A 22,403-nucleotide genomic window follows, 5' to 3' on the forward strand; every position below is an offset into this window, starting at 1 on the left:
CCGACGGTGAAGACACCGTCAGGGAGAGTCAGGATCGACGATTCCTGGCTGTTCTTGCATTGTTCCTTTTGGCGCGCTGGCCTATAAGGTGCGTCCGCCTGCGCCCGGGCAGCCTGAGGAGCCTGACCATCATGATCGACCCCAAAACCGCCAGGCGGGGCCTCGCGCTGGTTTTCACCACACTGCTGCTCGATATCATCGGCTTCGGCATGATCATGCCGGTGCTGCCGGCCTATCTCAGGGAATTGACCGGCGTCGGCATCAGCGGTGCGGCCATCGAGGGCGGCTGGCTGTTCTTCGTCTATGCGGCCATGCGGTTCTTCTTCGCGCCGATCATGGGCGGCCTGAGCGACCGCTTCGGGCGGCGACCGATCCTGCTCGCCTCGGTGCTGACCTTCTCCATCGACAACCTGATCTGCGCCATTGCCTGGTCCTATCCGATGCTGTTCATCGGGCGGGTGCTGGCCGGCATTTCGGGCGCCAGCTATTCGACGACATCGGCCTTCATCGCCGACATCTCCAACGACGAGAACCGGGCCAAGAATTTCGGCCTGCTCGGCATAGCCTTCGGCGTCGGCTTCGTCATCGGGCCGGTGCTGGGCGGCTTGCTCGGCACGTTCGGACCGCGCGTGCCGTTCTTTTTCGCCGCCGGGCTCGCCTTCGTCAATTTCCTGATTGCGATGTTTTTCCTGCCCGAAACGCTCGATGAAAAGCATCGCCGCCGGTTCGAGTGGAAACGCGCCAACCCCGTCGGCACGCTTTTGCAAATGCGCCAGTACCAGGGCATTGGCTGGATCGGGCTGGTTTTCTTCCTGATGACGCTCGGCCATATGATGTATCCGGCGGTGTGGTCGTTCGTCTCCAACTACCGCTATGGCTGGAGCGAGCAGCAGATCGGTTTCTCGCTCGGCGCCTTCGGCCTGTGCGGCGCGATCGTCATGGGCACGGTGCTGCCGCGCGTCATCCCCAGGCTCGGCGAGTGGCGGACGGCGGTTATCGGCCTGACCTTCACGGCGGCCAGCGCCTTCGGCTACGCCTTCGCCTCGCAGGGATGGATGATCTATGCGGTGATCGTCGTCGGTTGCCTGGAAGCGCTGGCCGATCCGCCGCTGAGGAGCCTCGCCGCCGCCAAGGTTCCGCCGTCGGCGCAAGGCGAGCTGCAGGGCGCGATGACCTCGATCTTCTCGATCACCTCGATCATCACGCCGCTGCTTTATACGGCGATCTTTTCCTGGTTCACCGGGCCAAGCGCGCCGGTGACCTTCGGCGGCGCGCCCTATCTGGTCGGCGCATGCTTCCTGGTGCTGGCGGTCATCGTCTTCGTCACCAAGGTGGCGAGACCGGCCATGGCCAGGAATGTCGGCACCGACGTTGCGGGAGATGGAGCGCGGATATGAGCCATGACAGCCGGATCGCACTGACCCGGGACGGGGTGTCTCTGTCGCGGCTGGTCTTCGGCGCGTGGCGCCTGCTCGACGGCGGTGCGCGCCCGGATGCCGATCAGGTCGCCCGGCTGATCGGCAGCGCCGTCGATCTAGGCCTGACCAGTTTCGACCATGCCGACATCTATGGGAATTACGAAGTGGAGGCGGCGTTCGGCGCCGGGCTGTCGCGCTGGGCGGGCAAGCGCGAGGAGATCGAGCTGATCTCGAAATGCGACATCCTGCTGGCCTCGGCCAACCGGCCGCAAAACCGGCTGAAGCACTACGACACCAGCGCCGCCCACATAGCCGCTTCGGTCGACCGTTCGCTTGGCAATCTCGGCACCGACTATCTCGACGTGTTTCTGCTGCACCGGCCGGACCCGCTGATGGATGCCGACGAGACGGCGGCGGCATTGGCTGGGCTGGTCAAGGCGGGCAAGGTCAGGGCTGTCGGCGGTTCCAATTTCACCCCGTCGCAATTCGATCTGCTCGCCTCGCGCATGCCGTTTGCGCTTGCCACCAACCAGATCGAGATGTCGGTGCTCAAGACATCCGTTCTGACCGACGGCAGCCTCGATCATGCGCAGCGCCTTGGCTATGCGCCGATGATCTGGTCGCCGCTCGGCGGCGGCTCGCTGTTCACGGGCATGGAGGCGCGGGAAGCGCGGGTGCGGGCAGCGCTGGCGGCTGTCGCCGCCGAAATCGGTGCCGGCGATCTCGCCACCGTCGCCATCGCCTGGCTGCTGCGCCATCCGGCCCGACTGGTGCCGGTGCTCGGGTCGATGAAGCCGGAACGGCTGGCAGCCATGGTCAAGGCGCTGGAGATCAGCCTCGACCGCCAGCAATGGTTCGCCATATTGGAGGCCAGCGAAGGCCGGCCGGTGGCGTGAGGGTGGGGCTTAGGATTCAATCCACTCGGCGGGGACATCCAACGCCTTTGCTAGCATCGCGCTGGTCTGTGCCGATGGCTTGCGGCGATTGGATTCGAGGTCCGACAGGAAGCCCTGGCTTACCCCAATGGCACCGGCCAATTCTGCTTGTGTCAGCTTGCGCCAGTTGCGCAGCGCCTTGAGCCGGCTGGAACCCTGCAAAATATCCATGGTTACGTCAGCGGGCAGGGCCTTTTCGGCTTTGAATTCGGCCTTGCGCTCGTCGTAAATCGCAACATCCGCCGCGTCTTCGAGGGCTTCTTCGGCCGCATGCAGCAATGCCTCGTAGTCAGCCTTTGGGATGACGACCAGTTCTTCGCCGGTTGAGGTCTTTATGATTTGAGGGGCGTTCATGATGCTCTGTCCTATGGCCGACTGTAAGTCGTCGTCTCACGCTTGCCGATGTAGATCGCAAGGATGGTGGCGCGATCTTCATCGAATATGACGCGGTAGCGGCCGATCCGCAGCCTGTAGCCGTCCCTGCCGGAAAGACGCTTTACATCTCCAGGCCGGTGACAGCGTAAGCGATCAAACCTTCGGAGACCTGCTCGCGGATATCAGCGGGCAGGTTGTCGAGATCGCGAGCCGCCGATACCGAAAGGATGATTGTCTTCACGAAGGGCAATATCGCAAATTTATCGCTTCGAGTTAAGCGATATTATCGCCGGTCGTCCATTTTGTAGGATCAGGCCCGCTCGGCCAGCAATTCCTCGCCGCGCTTTTCACGAATCAGGTTGACGAAGCGGCGGAACAGATAGTGCGAATCCTGCGGGCCGGGCGAGGCCTCAGGGTGATGCTGGACCGAGAACACCGGACGGCCGGTGAGCGCGATGCCGCAGTTCGAGCCGTCGAACAGCGAGACGTGGGTTTCCTCGACGCCTTCGGGCAGCGAGTCGGCATCGACGGCAAAGCCGTGGTTCATCGAGACGATCTCGACCTTGCCGGTGGTGTGGTCCTTGACCGGATGGTTGGCGCCGTGATGGCCCTGGTGCATCTTGGCGGTCCTGCCGCCCAGCGCCAGCGCCAGCATCTGGTGGCCGAGGCAGATGCCGAACACCGGGATGTCGGTCTTCAGCAGATCCTGGATGACCGGTACGGCATAGTCGCCGGTGGCCTCCGGGTCGCCGGGGCCATTGGACAGGAAGATGCCGTCCGGCTGCATGGCGAGGATTTCTTCCGAGCCGGTGTTGGCCGGAACCACCGTCACCTTGGCGCCGAGACCGGCAAGCAGGCGCAAAATGTTGCGCTTGACGCCGTAGTCGATGGCGACGACGTGCATGGAAGGCTCGGCCTGTTCGCCAAAGCCTTCGTTCCAGACCCACGGCGTTTCGCGCCAGACCGAGGACTGGCCCGAGGTGACTTCCTTGGCAAGGTCGAGCCCGATCAGGCCCGACCACGCAGCGGCGCGGCTCTTCAAATCGTCGAGGTCGAAGACGCCGTCCGGTGCATGGGCGATGACGGCGTTGGGCATGCCTTTTTCGCGGATCAGCGCGGTGAGCGCCCGGGTGTCGATGCCGGAGAGCGCAACGATGCCGCGCTTCTTCAGCCACTGGTCGAGGTCGCCGGCGGCGCGGTAGTTGGACGGGTTGGTCACATCGGCCTTGAACACGGCGCCGACGGCACCGGCGCGCGCGGCGGGATTGAGGTCCTCGATGTCCTCGCCATTGGTGCCGATATTGCCGATATGCGGGAAGGTGAAGGTGACGATCTGGCCGGCATAGGAGGGATCGGTGAGGATTTCCTGGTAGCCGGTGAGCGCGGTGTTGAAGCAGACTTCGGCGACGGCTGAGCCGGTGGCGCCGAGGCCGCGACCTTCTATGACAGTCCCGTCGGCCAGTACCAGCAGGGCGGTTGGCTTTTCGGTTGCCCAAGGGGCGGTCATCTCGGCCATGGCGGCACTCCTATCGGGCCGCGCGTAGCAACCGACCCGGCGGGCGATCTGCGCGGCAAACGGCGCGAAGCGGCGCATTCGCGGCTTCCACGCAGTCAAGCTTCAGTTCATGCAAGGCCCAGTACATAGGGGAAGGGGGCAGGGCGGTCAATGATCATGCGAAACGCGGCCGCGATTTATTTCATCAAGCAATATCATGGGCTTGCCCCGCCATATCAGGGTTTGCGTTGGCTTGGCGCCGGCGCTATTGTCCGCGCCGATCGAAGGAGAAAGCATGATGCGCGCGAAAATCGCCGAATCCCTGAAGAGCGCGATGAAGGCGCAGGACAAGCACCGGCTGCCCACATTGCGGCTGATCCAGGCCGCCATTCATGATCGCGACATCGCCAATCGCGGCGCGGGTAAGGAGCCGGCCAGCGACGAGGAGATCCTGCAGATCCTGGCCAAGATGGTGAAGCAGCGCGAGGAATCGGCCAAGGCCTTCGAAGACGGCAAGCGGCCGGAACTGGCGGCGCAGGAGCGCGGCGAGATGGAGATCATCCGCGGCTTCCTGCCGACGCAACTCGACGATGCGGCGGTTACGGCCGCGGCGCGCGAAGCGATCGCGGCGACGGGTGCCGCCAGCCAGAAAGACATGGGCAAGGTGATCGCCGCGCTGAAGCAGAAATATGCCGGCCAGATGGATTTCGGCAAGGCGAGCGGCATCGTCAAGGGTCTGCTGCAGTAGGCACAGTGCCTATCGCCGGGCTGCCTGCCGCCGGCCGGAGATTGCCACCGTCACTTGTCGCCGCCTTGATCCAGCCGGCTTTCGCCTATCCCTGCGACGACGATACCGGCGATGCGCAACGCATGGCAGCCTTGCTTCGAGTTCCTGCGCTAAGCCGGCGCTAGATTCCATGGATCGACCAGTGGTCGGGCCGCCTCACGGCCCGTTGCAGATCGGCAGCGGCTGCGCGGGCGGTGCCGGATGATCCTTCTTGTACTGGGCGATGATTGGCTCGAGGACTTTTTGCGGCCAGAATTTCGGCGCGCCGATTTCCTTAAGGCAGGACGCATTCCAATAGGGTGCCTCGCCGGACGGCGAATGGTTTTTTGCCGCCTGCGCGACGGCGGCGATGTCGCGTGATTCCGGGTAGATGTAGAGGGTGGTCGGGTTGCCCTTGACCATGGAGATGAGCTGCTGCGCATCGGTCGGCGACCAGCTGGTGCAGCCATTGCTGCGGCCGCCGGCATATTCCACCAGCTTGCCGAACGGCACCATGCCATCATGGTCGGCGTAGGAATTGGTCGGGCTTTTGCGCATGCACATGGTGCGCAGCACCTGCGCCGCGTGGCCGCCGATCACGCGTTGCCTGGCATTGGCGGCTTCGCCCTCGCCGTCGAACTGGATGAAGGTTCGCACGAAGGCCGCGTCCTGTTTGGCGGCGGTCCGATAGAAGCCCTTGAACGAGGTCTTGGCTTCGCCAGTCATATAGGCGCCGCCGGCGGTCAATTCCGAATCCATGGCATTGCCGAAGTTCTTGGCGCACCGCCTGCCGTTTGAAAAATCGGCGGTGCCTTTCAGGTTCTTGCCACCGCCATGACCCGACGAGATGGCGCGAAACGACTGGCTGGCCTCGCAGACGACATAATACCGGCGGCCCAGCACGCCATTGCCGAGGTCGCCAGGACGGGTGGCGTCCATGGCGAAATAACAGGGGTTGCTGACCGCGCCCTGCGCGACCTTTTTCAGGTAGAGCGCGCGGGCCCGCTCCAGCACCACCTGGGAGATCTGGCCGTCACTGTCGCCGACATGCGCCTGCAGCCAGGCCGGAATGGCCGACGGCGCGGCAATGGACCGGCCCGCCGCGGTCAGGGCAATGACGATGACGAGAAGGCTGAGGGTAACGACAATACCCAAGGGGACAGATCTCAACCGCACCGGTTCAATTCTCCTGCCGAAGCCATCTTGCGAATCCTCGCGCTGCTGTCATCGGGACTGATCATAAAATGCCGCGCGCCTATCGGCGAGACACATCTTGTTTAGCGCGCCGGCAAGTGTGCGCGAGGCCGCGCCTCACGGGCGCAATGTCCATAGGCTGGGCGCTGGAGCTAGGACGCTGGCTCGAGGCTTGCGGCAGCCGTTCTCGCGTTTGCGAACATGCGCCATTTTCGATCCGCGGATTTTCGAGTCCTCGGGATTGCGCTATGATCTGATTCTGGCGTGGCCCACGCCTCCTCCCTCCGCCGGGAAAGCATTCGTTCATGCGGGGCGCACTCCAATCACCGAACCGACTGTTCGAGCGCCAGGCATAAGGAGGGGTTGCAAAACGGCTCGCACCAGGAGGTTTTGCGATGAAGCTGTCCGCGCCGGTCTATCATCTGAAACGTCAAGCCAGGCTGTTGTCGCGCGAGGCAAAAATCCCGCTTCACCAGGCGCTTGACCGTATCGCGGCCCGGCAGGGTTTTGCCGGCTGGAGCCTGCTTGCCGCCAAGCTGTCCGAGACGGCGCCCGCCAGCCGATTGTTCGCGAGGCTAGTGCCGGGTGACCTCGTTCTGCTCGGTGCGCGGCCGGGTCACGGCAAGACCTTGATGAGCCTCGAACTCGCGGTCGAAGCGATGAAGTCAGGCCATCGCAGCGTGTTCTTCACGCTGGAATATACGCCACGGGATGTGCTGGATCGGTTTCGCGCCATCGGCGTCGAGCCGGCCCGGTTCGACCGGCTGTTCGAGTTCGACACGTCCGATGGCATCAGCGCCGACCACATCGTTGCCCGGTTGGGATCGGCGCCGCGCGGCACGCTGGCGGTCATCGACTATCTGCAACTGCTCGACCAGAAGCGGGAGAACCCTAGCCTGATGGACCAGGTCCGCACGCTGAAGGCTTTCGCGCGCGACACCGGCGTGGTCCTGGTCTTCATCTCGCAGATCGATCGGTCCTACGACCCGGCGAAGAAGCCGGTCCCGGATATCAGCGACATCAGGTTGCCCAACCCGCTGGATCTGTCGCTGTTCAGCAAGACGTGTTTCCTCAACAGGGGCGAGATCCGCTTCGAGGCGGCTTGAGCCTGCTCCCTGCCACGGCTATGCCTGAAACATGGTCGAGATCGTCAAACCCGCACTTGAATATCTGCCGTCCTACAAAGCCGCGCTCGAGCGCGGCTGGTCGTCGGACAATGTCCGGCTCATGGACGCGACGCGCGAGCAACTCGCGGCGATTGAGCAGGATCCCCTGGCCTTCCTGGCCAGCCTCGACGACCCCGAGGCCAAGGGGGATCCGATCACCTTGCCCGACGGCACGCTGGTGCCGCGCCTGCCGGGGTTCCGCCGCTGGATCTGGGATGGTGAGGCATCCGGCTCGATCGGCTTTCGCTGGCAGAACGGCACGGCGGAACTGCCGTCGCATGTGCTTGGCCATATCGGTTATGCGGTGGTGCCATGGAAGCGGCGGCGAGGCTATGCCACGCAGGCGCTGCGGCTGATGCTCGACGAGGCGAGGGCGGTCGGCCTGCCCTATGTCGAGATCACCGCCAAGCCGGGCAATCCGGCCTCGCACAAGGTGATCCTGGCCAATGGCGGCAGACTGGTCGAGCGCTTCTTCGAGGACGCCGCCTATGGCGGGGTGGAGAGTTTACGGTTCCGGATCGAGCTTTGAAGCGCCCCATCCTCACCCATGCTCGTCGGCGCACAGTGCGTGGTCGGACAGGGCGCGGATGACGTAGCAGTCGCCGACCGTCTTGCCGTCGCAGCAGGAGGCGATGCGCTCCAGTTCGGTTTCCAGCCGCTTCAGCTGGGCGATCTTTTCGCGCACCGAAATCAGCTGCTCCTGCGCGATCTTGTCGGCATGGCCGCAAGGCTGCTCGGGATGGAAGCTGAGTTCGATCAGGGCGCGGATGTCCTCGACGGCGAAGCCGAGGTCGCGGGCGTGGCGGATGAAGGCCAGCCGTTCCAGCTCCTGCCTTGAGTAGCGGCGCTGGTTGCCTTCCGAGCGCTCGGGTGCCGCGACCAGTCCCATCTGCTCATAATAACGGATGGTCGGCACCTTGACCCCGGTGCGGCGGGAGAGATCACCGATCGAAAACATGCATTTTGCCTCTTGAAGCTCTAGTGACTAGAGCAATTACAGTGGCTGACATCAAGGTTCAAGACCCATGCGGCGGCACGCCGCGCGGATGAAGAAACAGGCAGGTGATGGAATGACGGCTCCTTTGAAGCAGACGCGGTTCAAGATCGGCGGCATGGATTGCGCCTCCTGCGCGGCCAAGATCGATACGGCGGTGCGCCGCCTCGACGGCGTCGCCGACGTCTCGGTTTCGGTGACCGGCGCCTCGATGACCGTCAGCCATGGCGGGCCGCTCAATGACGACAAAGTGCTGCGGCAGGTGGCGCGGCTGGGCTATGGCATCGTCAAGGCGGGAACCAGGACCGACGAGCCGGCACCACATGACCATGCCGATCATGACCATGAAGGCCACGACCACGAAGACCAAGACCATTCGGGCCACGACCATGACCATGCCGGCGGAGAAGTCGCCGGGCAGGCAGCTGCGTCCACCCATCTCCACGGCGATGCCGAGCCGGGGCAGCCGTGGTGGCGCTCCCGTCGCGCGGCGCTGACGCTGGCTTGCGCGGCCGCCCTTGTGGCCGCCTACGGCATCGGCCATCTGGTTCCGGCGGCCGAGCGCTGGGTCTTCCTGTCGGCGTTGCTGGTCGGCCTGGTGCCGATCGCGCGGCGCGCGCTGATGGCGGCGTTCGCCGGCACGCCATTCTCGATCGAGATGCTGATGACCATCGCCGCTGTCGGCGCCGTGATGATCAACGCCACGGAGGAAGCCGCGGCCGTGGTGGTGCTGTTCCTGATCGGCGAACTTCTGGAAGGTGTTGCCGCTGGCCGCGCGCGGGCCAGCATCCAGGGACTGGCCGACCTGGTGCCGAAGACGGCGCTGGTCGAGCGGGGAGGCGGCACGATTGAAGTTCCCGCCGACCAGCTTGCCGTTGGCGACATCATCGTGGTGCGGCCTGGCGACCGCATCCCGGCCGATGGCGAGATAACAGAGGGGTCGAGCGATATCGACGAGGCGCCGGTAACCGGCGAAAGCACGCCGAAGCGCAAGGGTATCGCCGACACAATCTTTGCCGGTACGATCAACAACGATGGCGTGCTGAAAGTGCGGGTGACGGCGGCCGCTTCCGACAACACCATCGCCCGCGTCGTGCGGCTGGTGGAGGAGGCGCAGGAAGCCAAGGCGCCGACCGAGCGCTTCATCGACCGCTTCTCACGATACTATACGCCCGGCGTGCTGGTGGTCGGTGCGCTGGTGGCGCTGCTGCCGCCGCTGGCCGCCGGCGGCGACTGGAACGAATGGATCTACAAGGGCCTGGCGATCCTGCTGATCGGTTGCCCCTGCGCGCTGGTCATTTCGACGCCCGCCGCGATCGCCGCCGGCCTGGCGGCCGGTGCGCGGCGCGGGCTGTTGATGAAGGGCGGCGCGGTGCTGGAAGGTTTCCGCCGGATCACCGCGGTCGCCTTCGACAAGACCGGCACGCTGACCGCAGGCAAGCCGGTGGTGACCGACATCGTCGCCTATGGCCGCGATGAGCGCACCGTGCTGGCGCTGGCGGCGGCGCTCGAACAGGGCTCCAGCCATCCGCTGGCGGTGGCAATCCTGGACAGGGCCAAGGCCGACAAGGCGCCGGTGCCGCCGGCGCTGGCGGCCAAGGCGATCTCGGGCAAGGGTGTCGAGGGCAGCGTCGGCGGCGTCGCCGTCTTCCTCGGCTCCGGCCCCGCGGCCGGCGAGCGGGCTGGCATGACGCAAGCCCAGCGCCTTGCCATCGACAGCCTCAACGGCCAGGGCAAGACCGTCTCGGTGCTGGTGGCCGATGGCGTGATCGCCGGGTTGATCGCCATGCGCGACGAACCAAGGCCGGATGCGGCGGCAGGCATCGCGGCGCTGAAGGCGGAAGGCATCCGCGCGGTGATGCTGACAGGCGACAACAGCCGCACCGCCGAGGCCATCGCCACGTCGCTCGGCATCGAGGCGCGGGCGCAATTGCTGCCGCAGGACAAGCAGCGCATCGTCGGCGAATTGCAGCGCGAGGGGCTGACGGTGGCCAAGGTCGGCGACGGCATCAACGACGCGCCGGCGCTCGCCGCAGCCGACATCGGCATCGCCATGGGTGGTGGCACCGACGTGGCGCTGGAAACAGCCGACGCCGCGATCCTGCATGGCCGCGTCACGGACGTTGCCCGCATGGTGCTGCTGTCGCGGGCGGTGATGGCCAATATCGGCCAGAACATCACCGTGGCACTGGGGCTGAAGGCGGTGTTCCTGGTGACGACCATTGCCGGCATCACCGGCCTGTGGCCGGCGATCCTGGCCGACACCGGCGCCACCGTGCTCGTCACCGCCAACGCCATGCGCCTCTTGCGCTGGCGTGGGTGAGGGCTTCTCCGGATCGTAGTCTACTCGGCGGGCGCCGTCAGCGGCGGCGTGGCGTTGCTGCGCCCTTCCCAGACCTGGGAGATGACAGCGACGAGCACCGCCACCAGCATAGCGAAGGCGCCGACCACCGGCAGGCTGCGATAGCCATAGCCGGCATTGAGCATGGCGGCACCCAGTGATGCTGCAAGCGCGATGCCGACATTGAAGCCGGACGGGATTAGCGAAGAGGCGAGGTTGGAGGCGTCGGCCGTCCAGGCCAGGATGCGGGTCTGGATCGGGGTGCCGATGGCGAAGCTGAGACCGCCCCAGATGACGATCGCCACGACCATCGGCACGGGGTAGGGGCTGACGGCGTAGATGACCGCCAGCGTCACCGCCTGCAAGGCCAGCATGGTGATCAACGACGGCATCAGCTTCCAGTCGGACAGCTTGCCGCCAATGAAGACGCCCAGCGTGGCGCCGACACCGTTGAGCAGCAGCACCCAGGGCACCAGGCTCTCGTCGAGGCCGGTGACTTCCATCAGGGTCGGCGTGATGTAGGTGAACAGGCAGAACTGGCCGAGCATCAGCATCAGCATCAGGATCAGCGAGGTCCAGACCTGCTGGCGCGCCAGCACGCGGACCTCCCGGGCAAAGCCGGCGGGCTTGGCCTGATATCCTGTCGTGCGCGGCAGAAGTACGGCCATCGCAGAAGTCGCCGCCACGCCCAGCGCGCACATCACCCAGAAGGTGGCGCGCCAACCCCAGATGTTGCCGATGGCGGTGCCGGCCGGCACGCCGATGACGTTGGAGACGGTGAGGCCGGAAAGGATGACCGCGACCGCCATGCCGCGCTTGTCCTCGGGAACGAGGCCAACGGCGACCACCATGGCGACGCCGAAATAGGCGCCGTGCGCGACCGCGACGGCAATGCGTAAGAGCAGCATGGCGGTGAAATCGGGCGCCAGCGCACAGGCCGCCTGGCCAATGGTGAAGGCGACGGCCAGCCCGAGCAGCAAGGTCTTGCGCGGCAAGCGCTTGGTGGCGAGGGCCAGCAACGGGCCGCCAATGGCGATGCCGCAGGCATAGCCGGAGACGAGATAGCCGGCCGATGGAACCGAGACGCCGAGCCCTTGCGCCACCTCCGGTAGAACGCCGGCAATGACGAATTCGGTGGTGCCGAAGGCGAAGGCGGCGATGAACAGGGCGAAGAGCGGAAGCGACATGGGGAAAGCCTTGGCTGGAACGGCCTCAAACCACGGATGGGCGCCGCCGGCAATCCAGAAATTTTTGTCGCCGCTTTAGCTTTTCTTGACCGGCGTCTTGCGGCCATAGGGAATCTTGAGCCACGCCCGCTCGTGGAAATAATAAAGCAGCGACTTGGTGAAGACCTCGGTCACGCCGATGGTGGCGGCGAGCTTGACGCTTCCCGTCACGACCAGGGAAATGATCAGCGTGTCGATGGTGCCGGTCATACGCCAGGACAGTGCCTTGGCGAAACTGCGCGAATGGGTGTCCATCGATTTCCCTCCGGTGGAGCCGGATGCTTAGCCGACCGACGGCAGGATGAGCAAAGACTAATTTTTGTGGTTCGTGCCCGGATGACGCAAACGTGCTTACGGACCGATGGCGGCGCGGCGAATTCTTCTGATGCTCAGCTCGCCTTCAGCCGCGATCCGGTCAGCAGGCCGCGCTCTTCCAGCACCGGATAGGCCATCGATGCCAAGAGCGAATTGATCTGCTTCAGGTCGCGGATGGTGTCGAGGTGGATCGAGCTGGTTTCAACGCTTTTGGCGGTGCCTTCACGCAGCCGCAGGAAGTGGCTGGCGCTGGTTTCCTTCTCGCGGTCGCGCAACTGGTCCTTTTCCAGCACCAACTGGCGGGCGGTTTCGGGATCGCGCGACACCAGCACGTTGAAGGCAAGCCTTGCATTGGCCAGAACCGAGCCGTGGAAGGCGCACAATTCGCTCCAGCCTTCGTCGGTGAATTCCAGCCCGCGATCGAACTTCTTCTTCACATGCACCAGCATGTTGCGCACGATGATGTCGCCGACCTGTTCGAGCTTGACGCAGGCGCCGATCAACTCCTGGCAGCGCAGCGCCTCGTCCTCGGTCAACGGGTTCTTGGTGACCTTGGCGAGGTAGAGCTTTATCGCCGCATGCTTGCGGTCGACGCGGTCGTCGAGCGCGGCCAACGCCTTGATCTTGTCGGCATCGGCGCTCTCATAAAGCTCGATGATGCGCTTCAGCATGATCTCGACCGTCTCGCACACCCGCACCACCTCGCGCGTGGCGTTGGCCAGCGCCTGGCTCGGCACGTCGAGCGCGCTCTCGTTGAGCGCCGACAATTCGATGACGTCGAGCGAGGCGGCCGGTGCCGGCTTGGTGCCGAGCGCCACGATCTTTTCCGAGGCGCGATAGACGAAACCGGCCAGCGGCAGACCGGCAAGCAGGACCAATACATTGAACAGGATGTGCGCGTTGACGATCTGGTCGGCCGCCGTTGCGCCGAGGAAGGCGAAGTGCGGCCTGAAGATCATCACCAGGACAAGCATGAGCAGCGAGCCAAGCCCGCGCATCAACAGATTGCCGATGGGCACGACGCGCACTTGTGGCGGCGACGAACGGGTCAGCATGGGCGCGATGATCGAGGAGCCAAGATTGACGCCGAGGATGAGGACGACGCCGAGCTCGGGCGTGATCAGGCCACGGCCGGCAAGCGTCGCCATCAGAAGGACCGCCGCGATGCTCGACTGGAACAGCCATGTGATCAACGCCGCCAGGAGATAGGCGGTGATCGAATCGCCGGAGAAGTAGTTGAGGATGACCGGCAGGAGCTGGCTGTTGCGCAGCGGCTCGGAGGCGTGGCCGATCATTTCCAGCGACAGGATCAAAAGGCCGATGCCGACCAGGATGCGGCCGGTCTGGCGCCAGTCGCGCCTCTCGGTGGCCATGAACATCACCGTGCCGGTGATCAGGCAGAGCGGCACCAGCAGCGTGAGATCGAAGGTCAAGAGCTTGACCACCAGCGCCGAGCCGATCTCGGCGCCGCGCACGGCCAACTGGCCGGCCGCACCGGAGACGATGCCGGACCCGGCGAAGGAGCCGACCAGCAGCGTCACCGCGGTCGAGCTTTGCAGCGCGATAGCAAGGCCGGTGCCGGCCAGCACCGCCATGATCGGATTGCGCATGGTGGCGCGCAACCGGTGGCGCAGCACGTCGCCATAGGCGCGCTCGACGCCGGTCTTCACCATGCGGGTGGCGAACAGCATCAGCGCGACGGCGCCGGCCAGATGCAGAAGGACGACGGAACCGCTCATTGAGGCGCCTGCATGCGAATGGCGCGCGCGACGCGGGCAGCGCGGCGGTCCGGGGAGAGGGCAAGGGTACGAATCATGATCATGACAGCCGTGGAATATAACCGGAATATTTTAGCCGGATAATAAAATTTTGTCGATTTCGTGGGGCTGTCGCGGCGCGACAGGCCATGTCGGAAAATGGACGGATGCGCAGATGGTTGCACAGCCGGGCCTTGGCCGGCCAAAAGAACGGCCGGCCTTGCCACGGGCTGATGCAGCATCTTTGCAAGGATGTTCAAATATTGAAATTAAACACAGGATTTCATTACACAATTGTAATGCTGGTGTTCAGTTTCAGTTCATCCGTCGGCGGCTATTCCTCGGGGCATCGATAACCAAGGAGACTTTTCATGAAACGCATTGTTCTTTCTGTCCTCGCTGTCTCGATGCTGGCCGCCACGTCGCTGACCGGCCAGGCCGCGCCGATGAATGCGCCGGTCGCGCCGCAGTCGAATTACACCAAGGTCGACTGGCAGAAGCCCACCAACCGGGACGTCAAGAAGCGTGTCATCAAAAAGCGGGTCATTCAGAAGAAGGTCATCGTGAAGCGCAACCACTGGCGCAATGGCCAGAAGTATTCGGGCTGGCGGCAGCACCAGCCGATCCGCGACTATGGCCGCTACGGCCTGCACCGTCCCGGCCGCGGTCAGGAATGGATCCGCGTCGGCAACGACTATGTGCTGGTCAGCATCCTCTCCGGCATCATCTTTGGCGCGATTGCCGCGCAGTAAGCCCCCGCCATAGCGTCGGGTTGAAGGGAAGGGCGGCCCGCAATGGCCGCCTTTCCTTTTTTGCCCTGTGGAAACCGGGTATGGCCTGTATTGGGGGTCGTCGGATTTCGCTTGCGTGATTATATGGTGGGGAAACGAGTTCCCTCAATGCGCTTTCCGCCCGCCTTTCTCGACGAGATACGCGACCGCGTGCGGATTTCACAGGTCATCGGCCAGCGCGTCGCGTGGGATCGCAAGAAGACCAATGCGTCGCGTGGCGACTACTGGGCCTGCTGCCCGTTCCATGGCGAGAAAAGCCCGTCCTTCCACTGCGAGGACAAGAAAGGCCGCTACCATTGTTTCGGCTGCTCGGTATCGGGCGACCATTTCAAGTTCCTCACCGAGCTCGAAGGACTGAGTTTCCCCGAAGCAGTCGAGAAGATCGCCGACATGGCCGGTGTGCCGATGCCGGTCCGCGACGTTCAGGAAGAGCGGCGCGAGAAGGAACGTGCCAGCCTGACCGACGTCATGGAGATGGCGACAACCTTCTTCCAGGAGCGGCTGCAGGGGCCTGAGGGAGCCAAAGCCCGCGCGTATCTGAGGGATCGCGGGCTGACGCCGGCGACGCAGCAGTCGTTCCGGCTTGGCTTCGCGCCAGACAGCCGCAATGCGCTGAAGGAGCATCTCGCCGCGAAAGGCGTGCCGAAAGCCGATATCGAGGCCTGCGGGCTGGTGCGCCATGGCGACGATATTCCGGTTTCCTATGACTGGTTCCGTGACCGCATCATGTTCCCGATCCCGGATTCGCGCGGCAAGATCATCGCCTTTGGCGGTCGGGCGCTGGCGCCCGATGCGCTGGCCAAATACATGAATTCGCCCGACACGGAGCTCTTCCACAAGGGCAACGTGCTCTACAATTTCGCCCGAGCACGCAAGGCCTTGGCAAAAGGCGGCACGGTGATTGCCGTGGAAGGCTATATGGATGTGATCGCGCTGGCGCAGGCCGGCTTCGAGAATGCCGTGGCGCCGCTGGGCACGGCGCTCACGGAGAACCAGCTCGAATTGCTGTGGCGCATGGCGCCGGAGCCGATGCTGTGCTTCGACGGCGACAAGGCTGGACTGAAGGCGGCATGGCGTGCCGCGGATCTAGCGCTGCCCTCGGTGCAGGCCGGGCGCTCGGCGCGCTTCGCGTTGCTGCCGGAAGGCAAGGATCCCGACGACCTGGTCAAAGCCGAGGGGCCGGACGCATTTCGCGCGGTGCTTGCCGATGCGCGGCCGCTGGTCGACCTCTTGTGGATGCGCGAGACGGCAGGCGGTGTCTTCGACACGCCGGAGCGGCGGGCGGAACTGGGAAAGACGCTGCGGGAATTGACCAGTCGCATCCGCGACGAAAGCACGCGCTATCACTACCAGCAGGAAATGCGTGAGCGGGAGAAGAGCTTCTTCGGCTCACAGCGCGATACGCGGCAAGGGCGCCAGGACTGGAAACCGGGGCAGGGCAAGGCAGCCGCGCCCGGCGGACAGTTCGCCAAGCCTGGTGGCGGCCGCATGGCGATCACCGAAAGCCTCGGCCAATCGGCGCTGGTCAAGCGCGGCGGCGAAGGCATGTCGGTGCGCGAGGCGACGATCATCGTGGCCCTGGTCAACCATCCGCCGCTGATCGACGAGAATTTCGCCCATGTCGAATTTCTCGACCTTGCCAATTCCGAGTTGCAGCGGCTGCACGCCGCCATCCTCGACGCGATGGCGCATGATATGGCCAATGACCGCCACGCCGTGGTGACGATGATCGAGCGTGCCGGCTGCGCCGAGATCTGGGAGCGCGCGGTCGGCCTGATCCGGCGGGCGCGGCAATGGCCGGCGCTGGAGACGGCGGCACTTGACGACGCCCGCGACGCTCTGAACCAGGCCCTGCACTTGCAGCGCAGCGCGCGCACCTTACATAAGGAGCTGAAACAGGCGGAAGCAGCGCTCGAAGCCGATCCCTCGGACGAAAACTTCCGCCATCTGATCGAAATTCAGGCGCAATTTCAGGATGTGCAGGCGACGGAAGCGCTGATCGAAGGATTCGGCGTTTCGTCGGGCAGGGCCGGGCGAGCCTGAGTGCGGCTGCGTGCAGGAATGAGAGCGTGGCCGGGCTTCCCCGGGGAGCAGGTCGCGCTAAGTCGGGTAATTGATTCGCTTTTTTCATGCGAATCATGCGAGAGGCGCTTGACCTTCCGACAGAATGGCGGAATCAGGACGATTCGAAACGTTAACCCGCACCCGTGCCGACGGGAAATGTGCGATGTGAGGTACTGGTCACTGGACAGGCAGGCAGCCTGCCACAGATATCAGGGTTAATCTGGACTTAATGCATGTCGCCCAAAAGTGGGAACCGGTTTGGGGCGACGACATGCACCAAACAAAGAGTGGATGCAGTCAGTGGCCCGGGTGAAGCGCGTTTGGAAAAACGAGCGTGTCCGATTTGACTGGTCCGATAGCTTACGCGGCCGCGATGGCCGGCCGCTAGGAGAAGATAAAAATTATGGCGACTAAGGAAAAGGAAGAGGTCGAGACCGAACGCGAAGGCGCCACCGATGGCCCTCTGCTCGACCTTTCCGATGATGCTGTCAAGAAGATGATCAAGGCCGCCAAGAAGCGCGGCTATGTCACGATGGACGAGCTGAATTCGGTGCTGCCTTCCGAGGAAGTGACCTCCGAGCAGATCGAGGACACGATGGCGATGCTGTCCGACATGGGCATCAACGTCGTCGAGGATGACGAGCAGGGCGAAGAGGCAGAGGCCGGCGATACCGCGGCCGACGCCGAGGAAGACGCCAACGAGCTGGCCGAACAGACCGGCACGGCGGTCGCCGCCACCACCACCAAGAAAGAGCCGACCGACCGTACCGACGATCCGGTGCGCATGTATCTGCGTGAGATGGGCTCGGTCGAGCTTCTGTCGCGCGAGGGCGAAATCGCGATTGCCAAGCGCATCGAGGCCGGCCGCGAGACGATGATCGCGGGCCTGTGCGAAAGCCCGCTGACCTTCCAGGCCATCATCATCTGGCGCGACGAGCTCAACGAATCCAAGATCCTGCTGCGCGAGATCATCGATCTCGAAGCGACCTATGCCGGCCCCGAAGCCAAACAGGCGCCGGTCGTCGAGCGCATCGAGGAAGCGCCCAAGGCCGAGGAAAAGCCGCGCCGCGGGCGCGACGAAGAAGACGACATCACCAATGTCGGCGTCGATACGCGCGGCATCGGGGACGACGACGAGGAAGACGAGGACGAGGCCAGCCTGTCGCTGGCGGCGATGGAAGCGGAACTGCGTCCTCAGGTGATGGAGACGCTCGACGTCATCGCCGACACCTACAAGAAGCTGCGCAAGCTGCAGGACCAGCAGGTCGAGAACCGCCTGGCCGCCGCCGGCACGCTGTCGCCCAGCCAGGACCGCCGGCTGAAGGAGCTGAAGGACCAGCTGATCAAGGCGGTGAAGTCGCTGTCGCTCAACACCGCGCGCATCGAGGCGCTGGTCGAGCAGCTCTACGACATCAACAAGCGCCTGGTGCAGAACGAGGGCAAGCTATTGCGGCTCGCCGAAAGCTATGGCGTGCGGCGCGAGGAGTTCCTGAAGGAGTATCAGGGTTCCGAGCTCGACCCCAACTGGACGCGCTCGATCGCCAATCTGACCTCGCGCGGCTGGAAGGAATTCACCAAGAACGAGAAGGATGCGATCAAGGAGCTGCGCGCCGAGATCCAGCATCTGGCCACCGAAACGGCGATCTCGATCCTGGAATTCCGCAAGATCGTCAACCAGGTGCAGAAGGGCGAGCGCGAAGCCGCGATCGCCAAGAAGGAAATGGTCGAGGCCAATCTGCGCCTCGTCATCTCCATCGCCAAGAAGTACACCAATCGTGGCCTGCAGTTCCTCGACCTGATCCAGGAAGGCAATATCGGCCTGATGAAGGCGGTCGACAAATTCGAGTACCGCCGCGGCTACAAGTTCTCGACCTACGCGACATGGTGGATCCGGCAGGCGATCACGCGTTCGATCGCCGACCAGGCGCGCACCATCCGCATTCCTGTGCATATGATCGAGACGATCAACAAGATCGTGCGCACCTCGCGCCAGATGCTGCACGAGATCGGCCGCGAGCCGACGCCGGAAGAACTGGCCGAAAAGCTTGCCATGCCGCTCGAAAAAGTGCGCAAGGTGCTGAAGATCGCCAAGGAGCCGATCTCGCTCGAAACGCCGGTTGGCGATGAGGAGGATTCGCATCTGGGTGATTTCATCGAGGACAAGATGGCGATCCTGCCGATCGACGCGGCGATCCAGGCCAATCTGCGCGAGACCACCACGCGCGTGCTGGCCTCGCTGACGCCGCGCGAGGAACGTGTGCTGCGCATGCGCTTCGGCATCGGCATGAACACCGACCACACTCTGGAAGAAGTCGGCCAGCAGTTCTCGGTCACCCGCGAGCGTATCCGCCAGATCGAAGCCAAGGCGCTGCGCAAGCTCAAGCACCCCAGCCGGTCGCGCAAGCTGCGCAGCTTCCTAGATAGCTGAGGCGCGCTTTATCCGTCACGAAATCAAGGGCGCCGATCGGCGCCCTTTTTCATTTCAGGCGGGCTTGCTCCTACAACGGCACGTTCAGCCGTGTGCCCTTGACGATGATGCCACCGCGGTCGCCGATCTCGATCGAGCCGTAACGCTGCCTGAAGCACGGGGGCAACGGACGGTCGCCGGGGATCGACAGCCACAGGCGCAGCATATGGCGCCGCTTGTCTGGCCCGGGCCAATCGCGAAAACCCGTGCGGTCGTGAAGCAGCGAATGATTGTAGACGAACTGCATGTCGCCGGGGCGCAGCCGCATCGACAGGTTCAGCCTGACATCATTGGCGAGGCTGTCGAACAGATTCAGCGCTTCGACATGCGCCGAACTCAGCCGCATGGCATCGGGGAAGCGCTGGGCGCTGTCGATATATTGGCGCTGATAAATGCCGGTCAGCAAGCCGGCATGCCAGTTGAGGACCGGGATTTCGAAGTAGGGCTTTTCGCCTTCCGGTATCTCGCCGCGCCGGTCGGTGGCAATCGGATCGAACAAAAGGCGGACCAGATCGGGCCGCCTTTTGCGCATCTCGTTGTAGATCGTCACCGTGCTGACCAGCAGGGACTCGCCGCCTTGCATGGCATCGCGCAGGCAGAGCAGGCCGACGACATCGGCGGAGTCTGTATGAAACGTCTGGCGCTCCGCCGTCTGGTAGATGCGTGTCGTGGCGTCCCTGGCGTCAGCGCCGATGTCGCGGACATGGCCGAGAATGTGGCCCTGGGCATTCTGGGACCGCGCGCTTCCCAGGTGCGCGCCGATACCGCAGAAGATCGTTGCCGCCATTTCAGCGGAATATCCTTCGACCGGGAGACCGCGCAGCACCTCGAAGCCGATGCCGGCGATCAGTTTTTCGCGAAGGGCGGCAAGATGGCCGGCGAGCCGGGGCAGGGGGAAGTCGCCCTTGGTCAGGTTGCCGATATCGTGCGAGCCGGCGAGAAAGCCGGTTGCCGCCGATTCCAGCTCGGCGATGTCGCGAGAGTCCAGTTCGACCAGCCAACGGCCGGGTTGCTTCGCCATGTCCTCGCCGGTCCAAGCGGCAGGGATGTCGATCTGTTCCGGCGGCAGGTCTGTCGTCTCGCGCATGAGTTCTCCTGCGGGGCTGATGGCCAAGATGGAGACTGCCGCAGTCAGGCGGATTTTTAAACCGGCTTTCGCTGGTCGTTGCTGGCGCGGTGGTCCTTGCGAGATGTTCGCCGCGGGAGGATAGTCTCATATCGGACGCATTTTCTGGGCGACAACCCGGATGCCCGCCCCGGCGAAGCCGCCGTGCTCCGTGGCCCCGGAGGGAGGTGAGCCATGACAAGCTACATCGTGCTGATGAACTGGACGGAGCAAGGCGCCAGAAACGTGCGCGATTCACCCAAGCGGCTCGACGCCGCCAGGAAGCAGTTGAGCGACATGGGCGGCTCGTTCAAGTCGTTCTATCTGACCATGGGCGAATACGACATGGTGGCTGTGGTCGAAGCCCCCGACGACGCGGTGCTCGCGCGTTTCTCGCTGATGCTGGCGGCGAGCGGCAACATCCGGACGCGAACGCTTAAGGCCTTCCCCGAATTCGCTTATCGCGAGATCATCGCTTCGCTCGGATAGTATTCGCGGACAGTCGGATCAGGTGCGGCCTTGATGGCACCTGATCCGGCGCGCATTTCGACATATTTGACGGGTTGCCTCGGGACAGGATGCCTCGCCGTGGTAGATATGCGGCCATGAGGGATTGCGATGAACAGTTTTTCGATGCTGGCCGGTGCTCTTGCCTTGATATCGCTGATGCCGATCGACGTCGGCGCCGCCGCGACAAAACCGGTCGGCATGGTCAATCCCGCCTCGGTCCATTGCGGCGGGATTGGCGGCCGGCTGACGATCAGAAAAGACAAGGCCGGCAATGAATATGGCTTCTGCCGCTTGCCTAACGGGCGCCTGTGCGAGGAATGGGCACTGTTTCGCGACAACAAATGCGTCGGCCCAAGGGCCTCGATGCGCAGCAAATAGCAGCCACGGCGCCGCCTGGGTACAAGGATAGGACCATGTCAGAGCCGCACTCGCATTCCCATCTGTGGCCCGGCGTGCCGCTTGCCCTGTTTTCGGCCGCATTGTTTGGCGCAACACCGCCCCTTTCCAAGCTGCTGCTCAACAGCGTCAGTCCCTTCATGCTGGCTGGCCTGCTCTATCTCGGCGCTGGCGTTGGCCTTGCTGTGTATCGCCTGCTTCGCGGCAAACAGGCCGCGGCCGGCGAAGCGCAACTGGCCGTTAGGGATGTCCCTTGGTTGGCGCTGGCGATCGGCATGGGCGGCATCCTCGCGCCGGTGTTGTTGATGTTTGGTCTCAGCCTCAACACGGCATCCAGTTCAGCGCTGCTGCTCAACTTGGAAGGGCTGGCGACGATGGCGATTGCCTGGCTCGTCTATCGCGAGAATGTCGACCGGCGCCTGCTTGTTGGCGCCTTCGCGATTCTGGCGGGCGCTGTATTGTTGTCATGGCAAGGCGAGGGTGTCGCCTTCAATCTCGGCGCGCTGCTCGTTGCCGGCGCCTGCCTGGCATGGGGACTGGACAACAACTTCACTCGCAAGATCTCGGCGACCGATCCGGTGGTGATCGCCATGCTGAAAGGGCTGGTGGCGGGCGCGGCCAATGTCGGGTTGGCGCTCGCTGCCGGAGCGTCGTTTCCCACGGTATCCATTGTCGGCGCCACGGCTGCTGTCGGCTTGCTTGGCATCGGCGTCAGCCTGGTGATGTTCATCCTGGCGTTGCGCCATCTTGGTACCGCGCGGACAGGCGCCTATTACTCGCTGGCTCCGTTCATTGGTGCGCTGCTGGCCATCGTCATCTTGGGCGATGCCGTCACCTTCAAGCTGGCGTTGGCGGGACTTCTGATGGGCATCGGCCTGTGGTTGCATCTGTCGGAGCGCCACGACCATGAGCACGACCACGAGGCGCTGGAACACGAGCACAGCCATGTGCATGACGAACACCACCAGCACGATCATGACGGGCCGGTGAGCGAGCCGCATTCGCACTGGCACCGGCATGCGCCGATGCGCCACCGACACCCGCATTATCCGGACCTGCACCACAGGCACGGCCACGGCTGAGCATGC

Annotated in this window: 20 protein-coding genes; 12 read left to right on the forward strand and 8 right to left on the reverse strand. The window is 64.1% G+C overall.

From position 1 onward, the window contains the following. The first annotated feature begins 131 nt into the window (after positions 1-131). Together A3AU_RS0121965 and A3AU_RS0121970 are read left to right on the forward strand one after the other, a co-directional pair. Positions 132-1,397 (forward strand): TCR/Tet family MFS transporter, encoded by a 1,266-nt coding sequence (locus A3AU_RS0121965; protein ID WP_027054787.1) that lies wholly within the window; start codon positions 132-134, stop codon positions 1,395-1,397. Next, a complete protein-coding gene (locus tag A3AU_RS0121970) occupies positions 1,394-2,314 on the forward strand; it encodes an aldo/keto reductase (protein WP_027054788.1) in 921 nt (306 codons plus the stop codon). The genes A3AU_RS0121965 and A3AU_RS0121970 overlap by 4 nt, the downstream gene beginning before the upstream one ends. A gap of 9 nt (positions 2,315-2,323) precedes the next feature. Here the strand turns inward: A3AU_RS0121970 and A3AU_RS0121975 are convergent, their stop codons facing one another. Then, positions 2,324-2,707 (reverse strand): helix-turn-helix domain-containing protein, encoded by a 384-nt coding sequence (locus A3AU_RS0121975; RefSeq protein ID WP_027054789.1) that lies wholly within the window; start codon positions 2,705-2,707, stop codon positions 2,324-2,326. Between the two features lie 331 nt (positions 2,708-3,038). Then, entirely contained in the window at positions 3,039-4,244 is a 1,206-nt protein-coding gene (gene carA, locus A3AU_RS0121985) for a glutamine-hydrolyzing carbamoyl-phosphate synthase small subunit (RefSeq protein WP_027054790.1), read from the reverse strand. Positions 4,245-4,521: 277 nt separating this feature from the next. Here carA and A3AU_RS0121995 point away from each other — a divergent pair, with 277 nt between their 5' ends. Continuing rightward, positions 4,522-4,971: a GatB/YqeY domain-containing protein gene (locus A3AU_RS0121995; RefSeq protein ID WP_027054791.1), complete on the forward strand. Its 450-nt coding sequence runs from the start codon at positions 4,522-4,524 to the stop codon at positions 4,969-4,971. 195 nt (positions 4,972-5,166) lie between these two features. Here the strand turns inward: A3AU_RS0121995 and A3AU_RS0122000 are convergent, their stop codons facing one another. Continuing rightward, complete coding sequence (locus A3AU_RS0122000; RefSeq protein ID WP_027054792.1) at positions 5,167-6,165, reverse strand: hypothetical protein; 999 nt, start codon at positions 6,163-6,165, stop codon at positions 5,167-5,169. A gap of 413 nt (positions 6,166-6,578) precedes the next feature. Here A3AU_RS0122000 and A3AU_RS0122005 point away from each other — a divergent pair, with 413 nt between their 5' ends. Further along, positions 6,579-7,289 carry a DNA helicase gene (locus A3AU_RS0122005; protein ID WP_027054793.1) on the forward strand — a complete coding sequence of 237 codons (711 nt, stop codon included), beginning with the start codon at positions 6,579-6,581 and terminating at the stop codon, positions 7,287-7,289. Positions 7,290-7,320: 31 nt separating this feature from the next. Continuing rightward, positions 7,321-7,878, forward strand: a complete 558-nt coding sequence (locus A3AU_RS0122010; RefSeq protein WP_027054794.1) for a GNAT family N-acetyltransferase — start codon at positions 7,321-7,323, stop codon at positions 7,876-7,878. Between the two features lie 12 nt (positions 7,879-7,890). On the opposite strand, the gene A3AU_RS0122015 is transcribed toward A3AU_RS0122010, so the two are convergent. Continuing rightward, positions 7,891-8,307 carry a MerR family transcriptional regulator gene (locus tag A3AU_RS0122015; RefSeq protein ID WP_027054795.1) on the reverse strand — a complete coding sequence of 139 codons (417 nt, stop codon included), beginning with the start codon at positions 8,305-8,307 and terminating at the stop codon, positions 7,891-7,893. A gap of 112 nt (positions 8,308-8,419) precedes the next feature. On the opposite strand from A3AU_RS0122015, the gene A3AU_RS0122020 reads away from it, so the two are divergent. Next, complete coding sequence (locus A3AU_RS0122020; protein ID WP_027054796.1) at positions 8,420-10,666, forward strand: heavy metal translocating P-type ATPase; 2,247 nt, start codon at positions 8,420-8,422, stop codon at positions 10,664-10,666. Positions 10,667-10,686: 20 nt separating this feature from the next. Here A3AU_RS0122020 and A3AU_RS0122025 read toward each other — a convergent pair whose 3' ends face one another. The 3 genes from A3AU_RS0122025 to A3AU_RS0122035 all read right to left on the reverse strand — a co-directional run bounded on the left by A3AU_RS0122025 (position 10,687) and on the right by A3AU_RS0122035 (position 13,964). Continuing rightward, positions 10,687-11,871, reverse strand: coding sequence for an MFS transporter (locus tag A3AU_RS0122025; protein WP_027054797.1), 1,185 nt, complete (start codon positions 11,869-11,871; stop codon positions 10,687-10,689). Positions 11,872-11,946: 75 nt separating this feature from the next. After that, positions 11,947-12,165, reverse strand: coding sequence for a DUF2061 domain-containing protein (locus tag A3AU_RS0122030; RefSeq protein WP_027054798.1), 219 nt, complete (start codon positions 12,163-12,165; stop codon positions 11,947-11,949). Positions 12,166-12,299: 134 nt separating this feature from the next. Further along, positions 12,300-13,964, reverse strand: a complete 1,665-nt coding sequence (locus tag A3AU_RS0122035) for a Na/Pi cotransporter family protein (RefSeq protein ID WP_027054799.1) — start codon at positions 13,962-13,964, stop codon at positions 12,300-12,302. A gap of 389 nt (positions 13,965-14,353) precedes the next feature. On the opposite strand from A3AU_RS0122035, the gene A3AU_RS0122040 reads away from it, so the two are divergent. From A3AU_RS0122040 to rpoD, 3 genes are all read left to right on the forward strand, one after another. Next, complete coding sequence (locus tag A3AU_RS0122040) at positions 14,354-14,734, forward strand: RcnB family protein (RefSeq protein WP_027054800.1); 381 nt, start codon at positions 14,354-14,356, stop codon at positions 14,732-14,734. Between the two features lie 147 nt (positions 14,735-14,881). Next, on the forward strand, positions 14,882-16,816 hold the full coding sequence (gene dnaG / locus A3AU_RS0122045) for a DNA primase (protein ID WP_027054801.1): 1,935 nt from the start codon (positions 14,882-14,884) through the stop codon (positions 16,814-16,816). A 424-nt stretch (positions 16,817-17,240) separates the two neighbouring features. Then, entirely contained in the window at positions 17,241-19,265 is a 2,025-nt protein-coding gene (rpoD, locus tag A3AU_RS0122050) for an RNA polymerase sigma factor RpoD (RefSeq protein WP_027054802.1), read from the forward strand. Between the two features lie 70 nt (positions 19,266-19,335). Here rpoD and A3AU_RS0122055 read toward each other — a convergent pair whose 3' ends face one another. Next, the gene (locus A3AU_RS0122055; protein WP_027054803.1) at positions 19,336-20,391 is read right to left on the reverse strand and encodes a TauD/TfdA family dioxygenase; all 1,056 of its coding nucleotides are present in this window, start codon (positions 20,389-20,391) and stop codon (positions 19,336-19,338) included. Positions 20,392-20,604: 213 nt separating this feature from the next. On the opposite strand from A3AU_RS0122055, the gene A3AU_RS0122060 reads away from it, so the two are divergent. The 3 genes from A3AU_RS0122060 to A3AU_RS0122070 all read left to right on the forward strand — a co-directional run bounded on the left by A3AU_RS0122060 (position 20,605) and on the right by A3AU_RS0122070 (position 22,397). Next, the gene (locus tag A3AU_RS0122060) at positions 20,605-20,898 is read left to right on the forward strand and encodes a GYD domain-containing protein (protein WP_027054804.1); all 294 of its coding nucleotides are present in this window, start codon (positions 20,605-20,607) and stop codon (positions 20,896-20,898) included. Positions 20,899-21,027: 129 nt separating this feature from the next. Further along, positions 21,028-21,297, forward strand: a complete 270-nt coding sequence (locus tag A3AU_RS0122065) for a putative hemolysin (RefSeq protein WP_027054805.1) — start codon at positions 21,028-21,030, stop codon at positions 21,295-21,297. A gap of 35 nt (positions 21,298-21,332) precedes the next feature. Continuing rightward, on the forward strand, positions 21,333-22,397 hold the full coding sequence (locus A3AU_RS0122070) for a DMT family transporter (RefSeq protein ID WP_027054806.1): 1,065 nt from the start codon (positions 21,333-21,335) through the stop codon (positions 22,395-22,397). The last annotated feature ends 6 nt before the right edge of the window (positions 22,398-22,403 follow it).

The organism is Mesorhizobium erdmanii USDA 3471 (assembly GCF_000472705.1).
GTDB classification, from domain to species: Bacteria; Pseudomonadota; Alphaproteobacteria; order Rhizobiales; family Rhizobiaceae; genus Mesorhizobium; species Mesorhizobium erdmanii.

What these genes read in the sequence shown, in the direction of transcription:
- A3AU_RS0122030 (WP_027054798.1), bottom strand. Translation starts at nt 12,165, where the DNA reads ATGGACACCCATTCGCGCAGTTTCGCCAAGGCACTGTCCTGGCGTATG.
- A3AU_RS0122015 (WP_027054795.1), bottom strand. Translation starts at nt 8,307, where the DNA reads ATGTTTTCGATCGGTGATCTCTCCCGCCGCACCGGGGTCAAGGTGCCG.
- carA (WP_027054790.1), bottom strand. Translation starts at nt 4,244, where the DNA reads ATGGCCGAGATGACCGCCCCTTGGGCAACCGAAAAGCCAACCGCCCTG.
- A3AU_RS0122010 (WP_027054794.1), top strand. Translation starts at nt 7,321, where the DNA reads ATGGTCGAGATCGTCAAACCCGCACTTGAATATCTGCCGTCCTACAAA.
- A3AU_RS0122020 (WP_027054796.1), top strand. Translation starts at nt 8,420, where the DNA reads ATGACGGCTCCTTTGAAGCAGACGCGGTTCAAGATCGGCGGCATGGAT.
- A3AU_RS0122035 (WP_027054799.1), bottom strand. Translation starts at nt 13,964, where the DNA reads ATGAGCGGTTCCGTCGTCCTTCTGCATCTGGCCGGCGCCGTCGCGCTG.
- A3AU_RS0121970 (WP_027054788.1), top strand. Translation starts at nt 1,394, where the DNA reads ATGAGCCATGACAGCCGGATCGCACTGACCCGGGACGGGGTGTCTCTG.
- A3AU_RS0122055 (WP_027054803.1), bottom strand. Translation starts at nt 20,391, where the DNA reads ATGCGCGAGACGACAGACCTGCCGCCGGAACAGATCGACATCCCTGCC.
- rpoD (WP_027054802.1), top strand. Translation starts at nt 17,241, where the DNA reads ATGGCGACTAAGGAAAAGGAAGAGGTCGAGACCGAACGCGAAGGCGCC.
- A3AU_RS0122065 (WP_027054805.1), top strand. Translation starts at nt 21,028, where the DNA reads ATGAACAGTTTTTCGATGCTGGCCGGTGCTCTTGCCTTGATATCGCTG.
- A3AU_RS0122070 (WP_027054806.1), top strand. Translation starts at nt 21,333, where the DNA reads ATGTCAGAGCCGCACTCGCATTCCCATCTGTGGCCCGGCGTGCCGCTT.
- A3AU_RS0121965 (WP_027054787.1), top strand. Translation starts at nt 132, where the DNA reads ATGATCGACCCCAAAACCGCCAGGCGGGGCCTCGCGCTGGTTTTCACC.
- A3AU_RS0122005 (WP_027054793.1), top strand. Translation starts at nt 6,579, where the DNA reads ATGAAGCTGTCCGCGCCGGTCTATCATCTGAAACGTCAAGCCAGGCTG.
- A3AU_RS0122025 (WP_027054797.1), bottom strand. Translation starts at nt 11,871, where the DNA reads ATGTCGCTTCCGCTCTTCGCCCTGTTCATCGCCGCCTTCGCCTTCGGC.
- A3AU_RS0122060 (WP_027054804.1), top strand. Translation starts at nt 20,605, where the DNA reads ATGACAAGCTACATCGTGCTGATGAACTGGACGGAGCAAGGCGCCAGA.
- A3AU_RS0121995 (WP_027054791.1), top strand. Translation starts at nt 4,522, where the DNA reads ATGCGCGCGAAAATCGCCGAATCCCTGAAGAGCGCGATGAAGGCGCAG.
- A3AU_RS0122040 (WP_027054800.1), top strand. Translation starts at nt 14,354, where the DNA reads ATGAAACGCATTGTTCTTTCTGTCCTCGCTGTCTCGATGCTGGCCGCC.
- dnaG (WP_027054801.1), top strand. Translation starts at nt 14,882, where the DNA reads ATGCGCTTTCCGCCCGCCTTTCTCGACGAGATACGCGACCGCGTGCGG.
- A3AU_RS0121975 (WP_027054789.1), bottom strand. Translation starts at nt 2,707, where the DNA reads ATGAACGCCCCTCAAATCATAAAGACCTCAACCGGCGAAGAACTGGTC.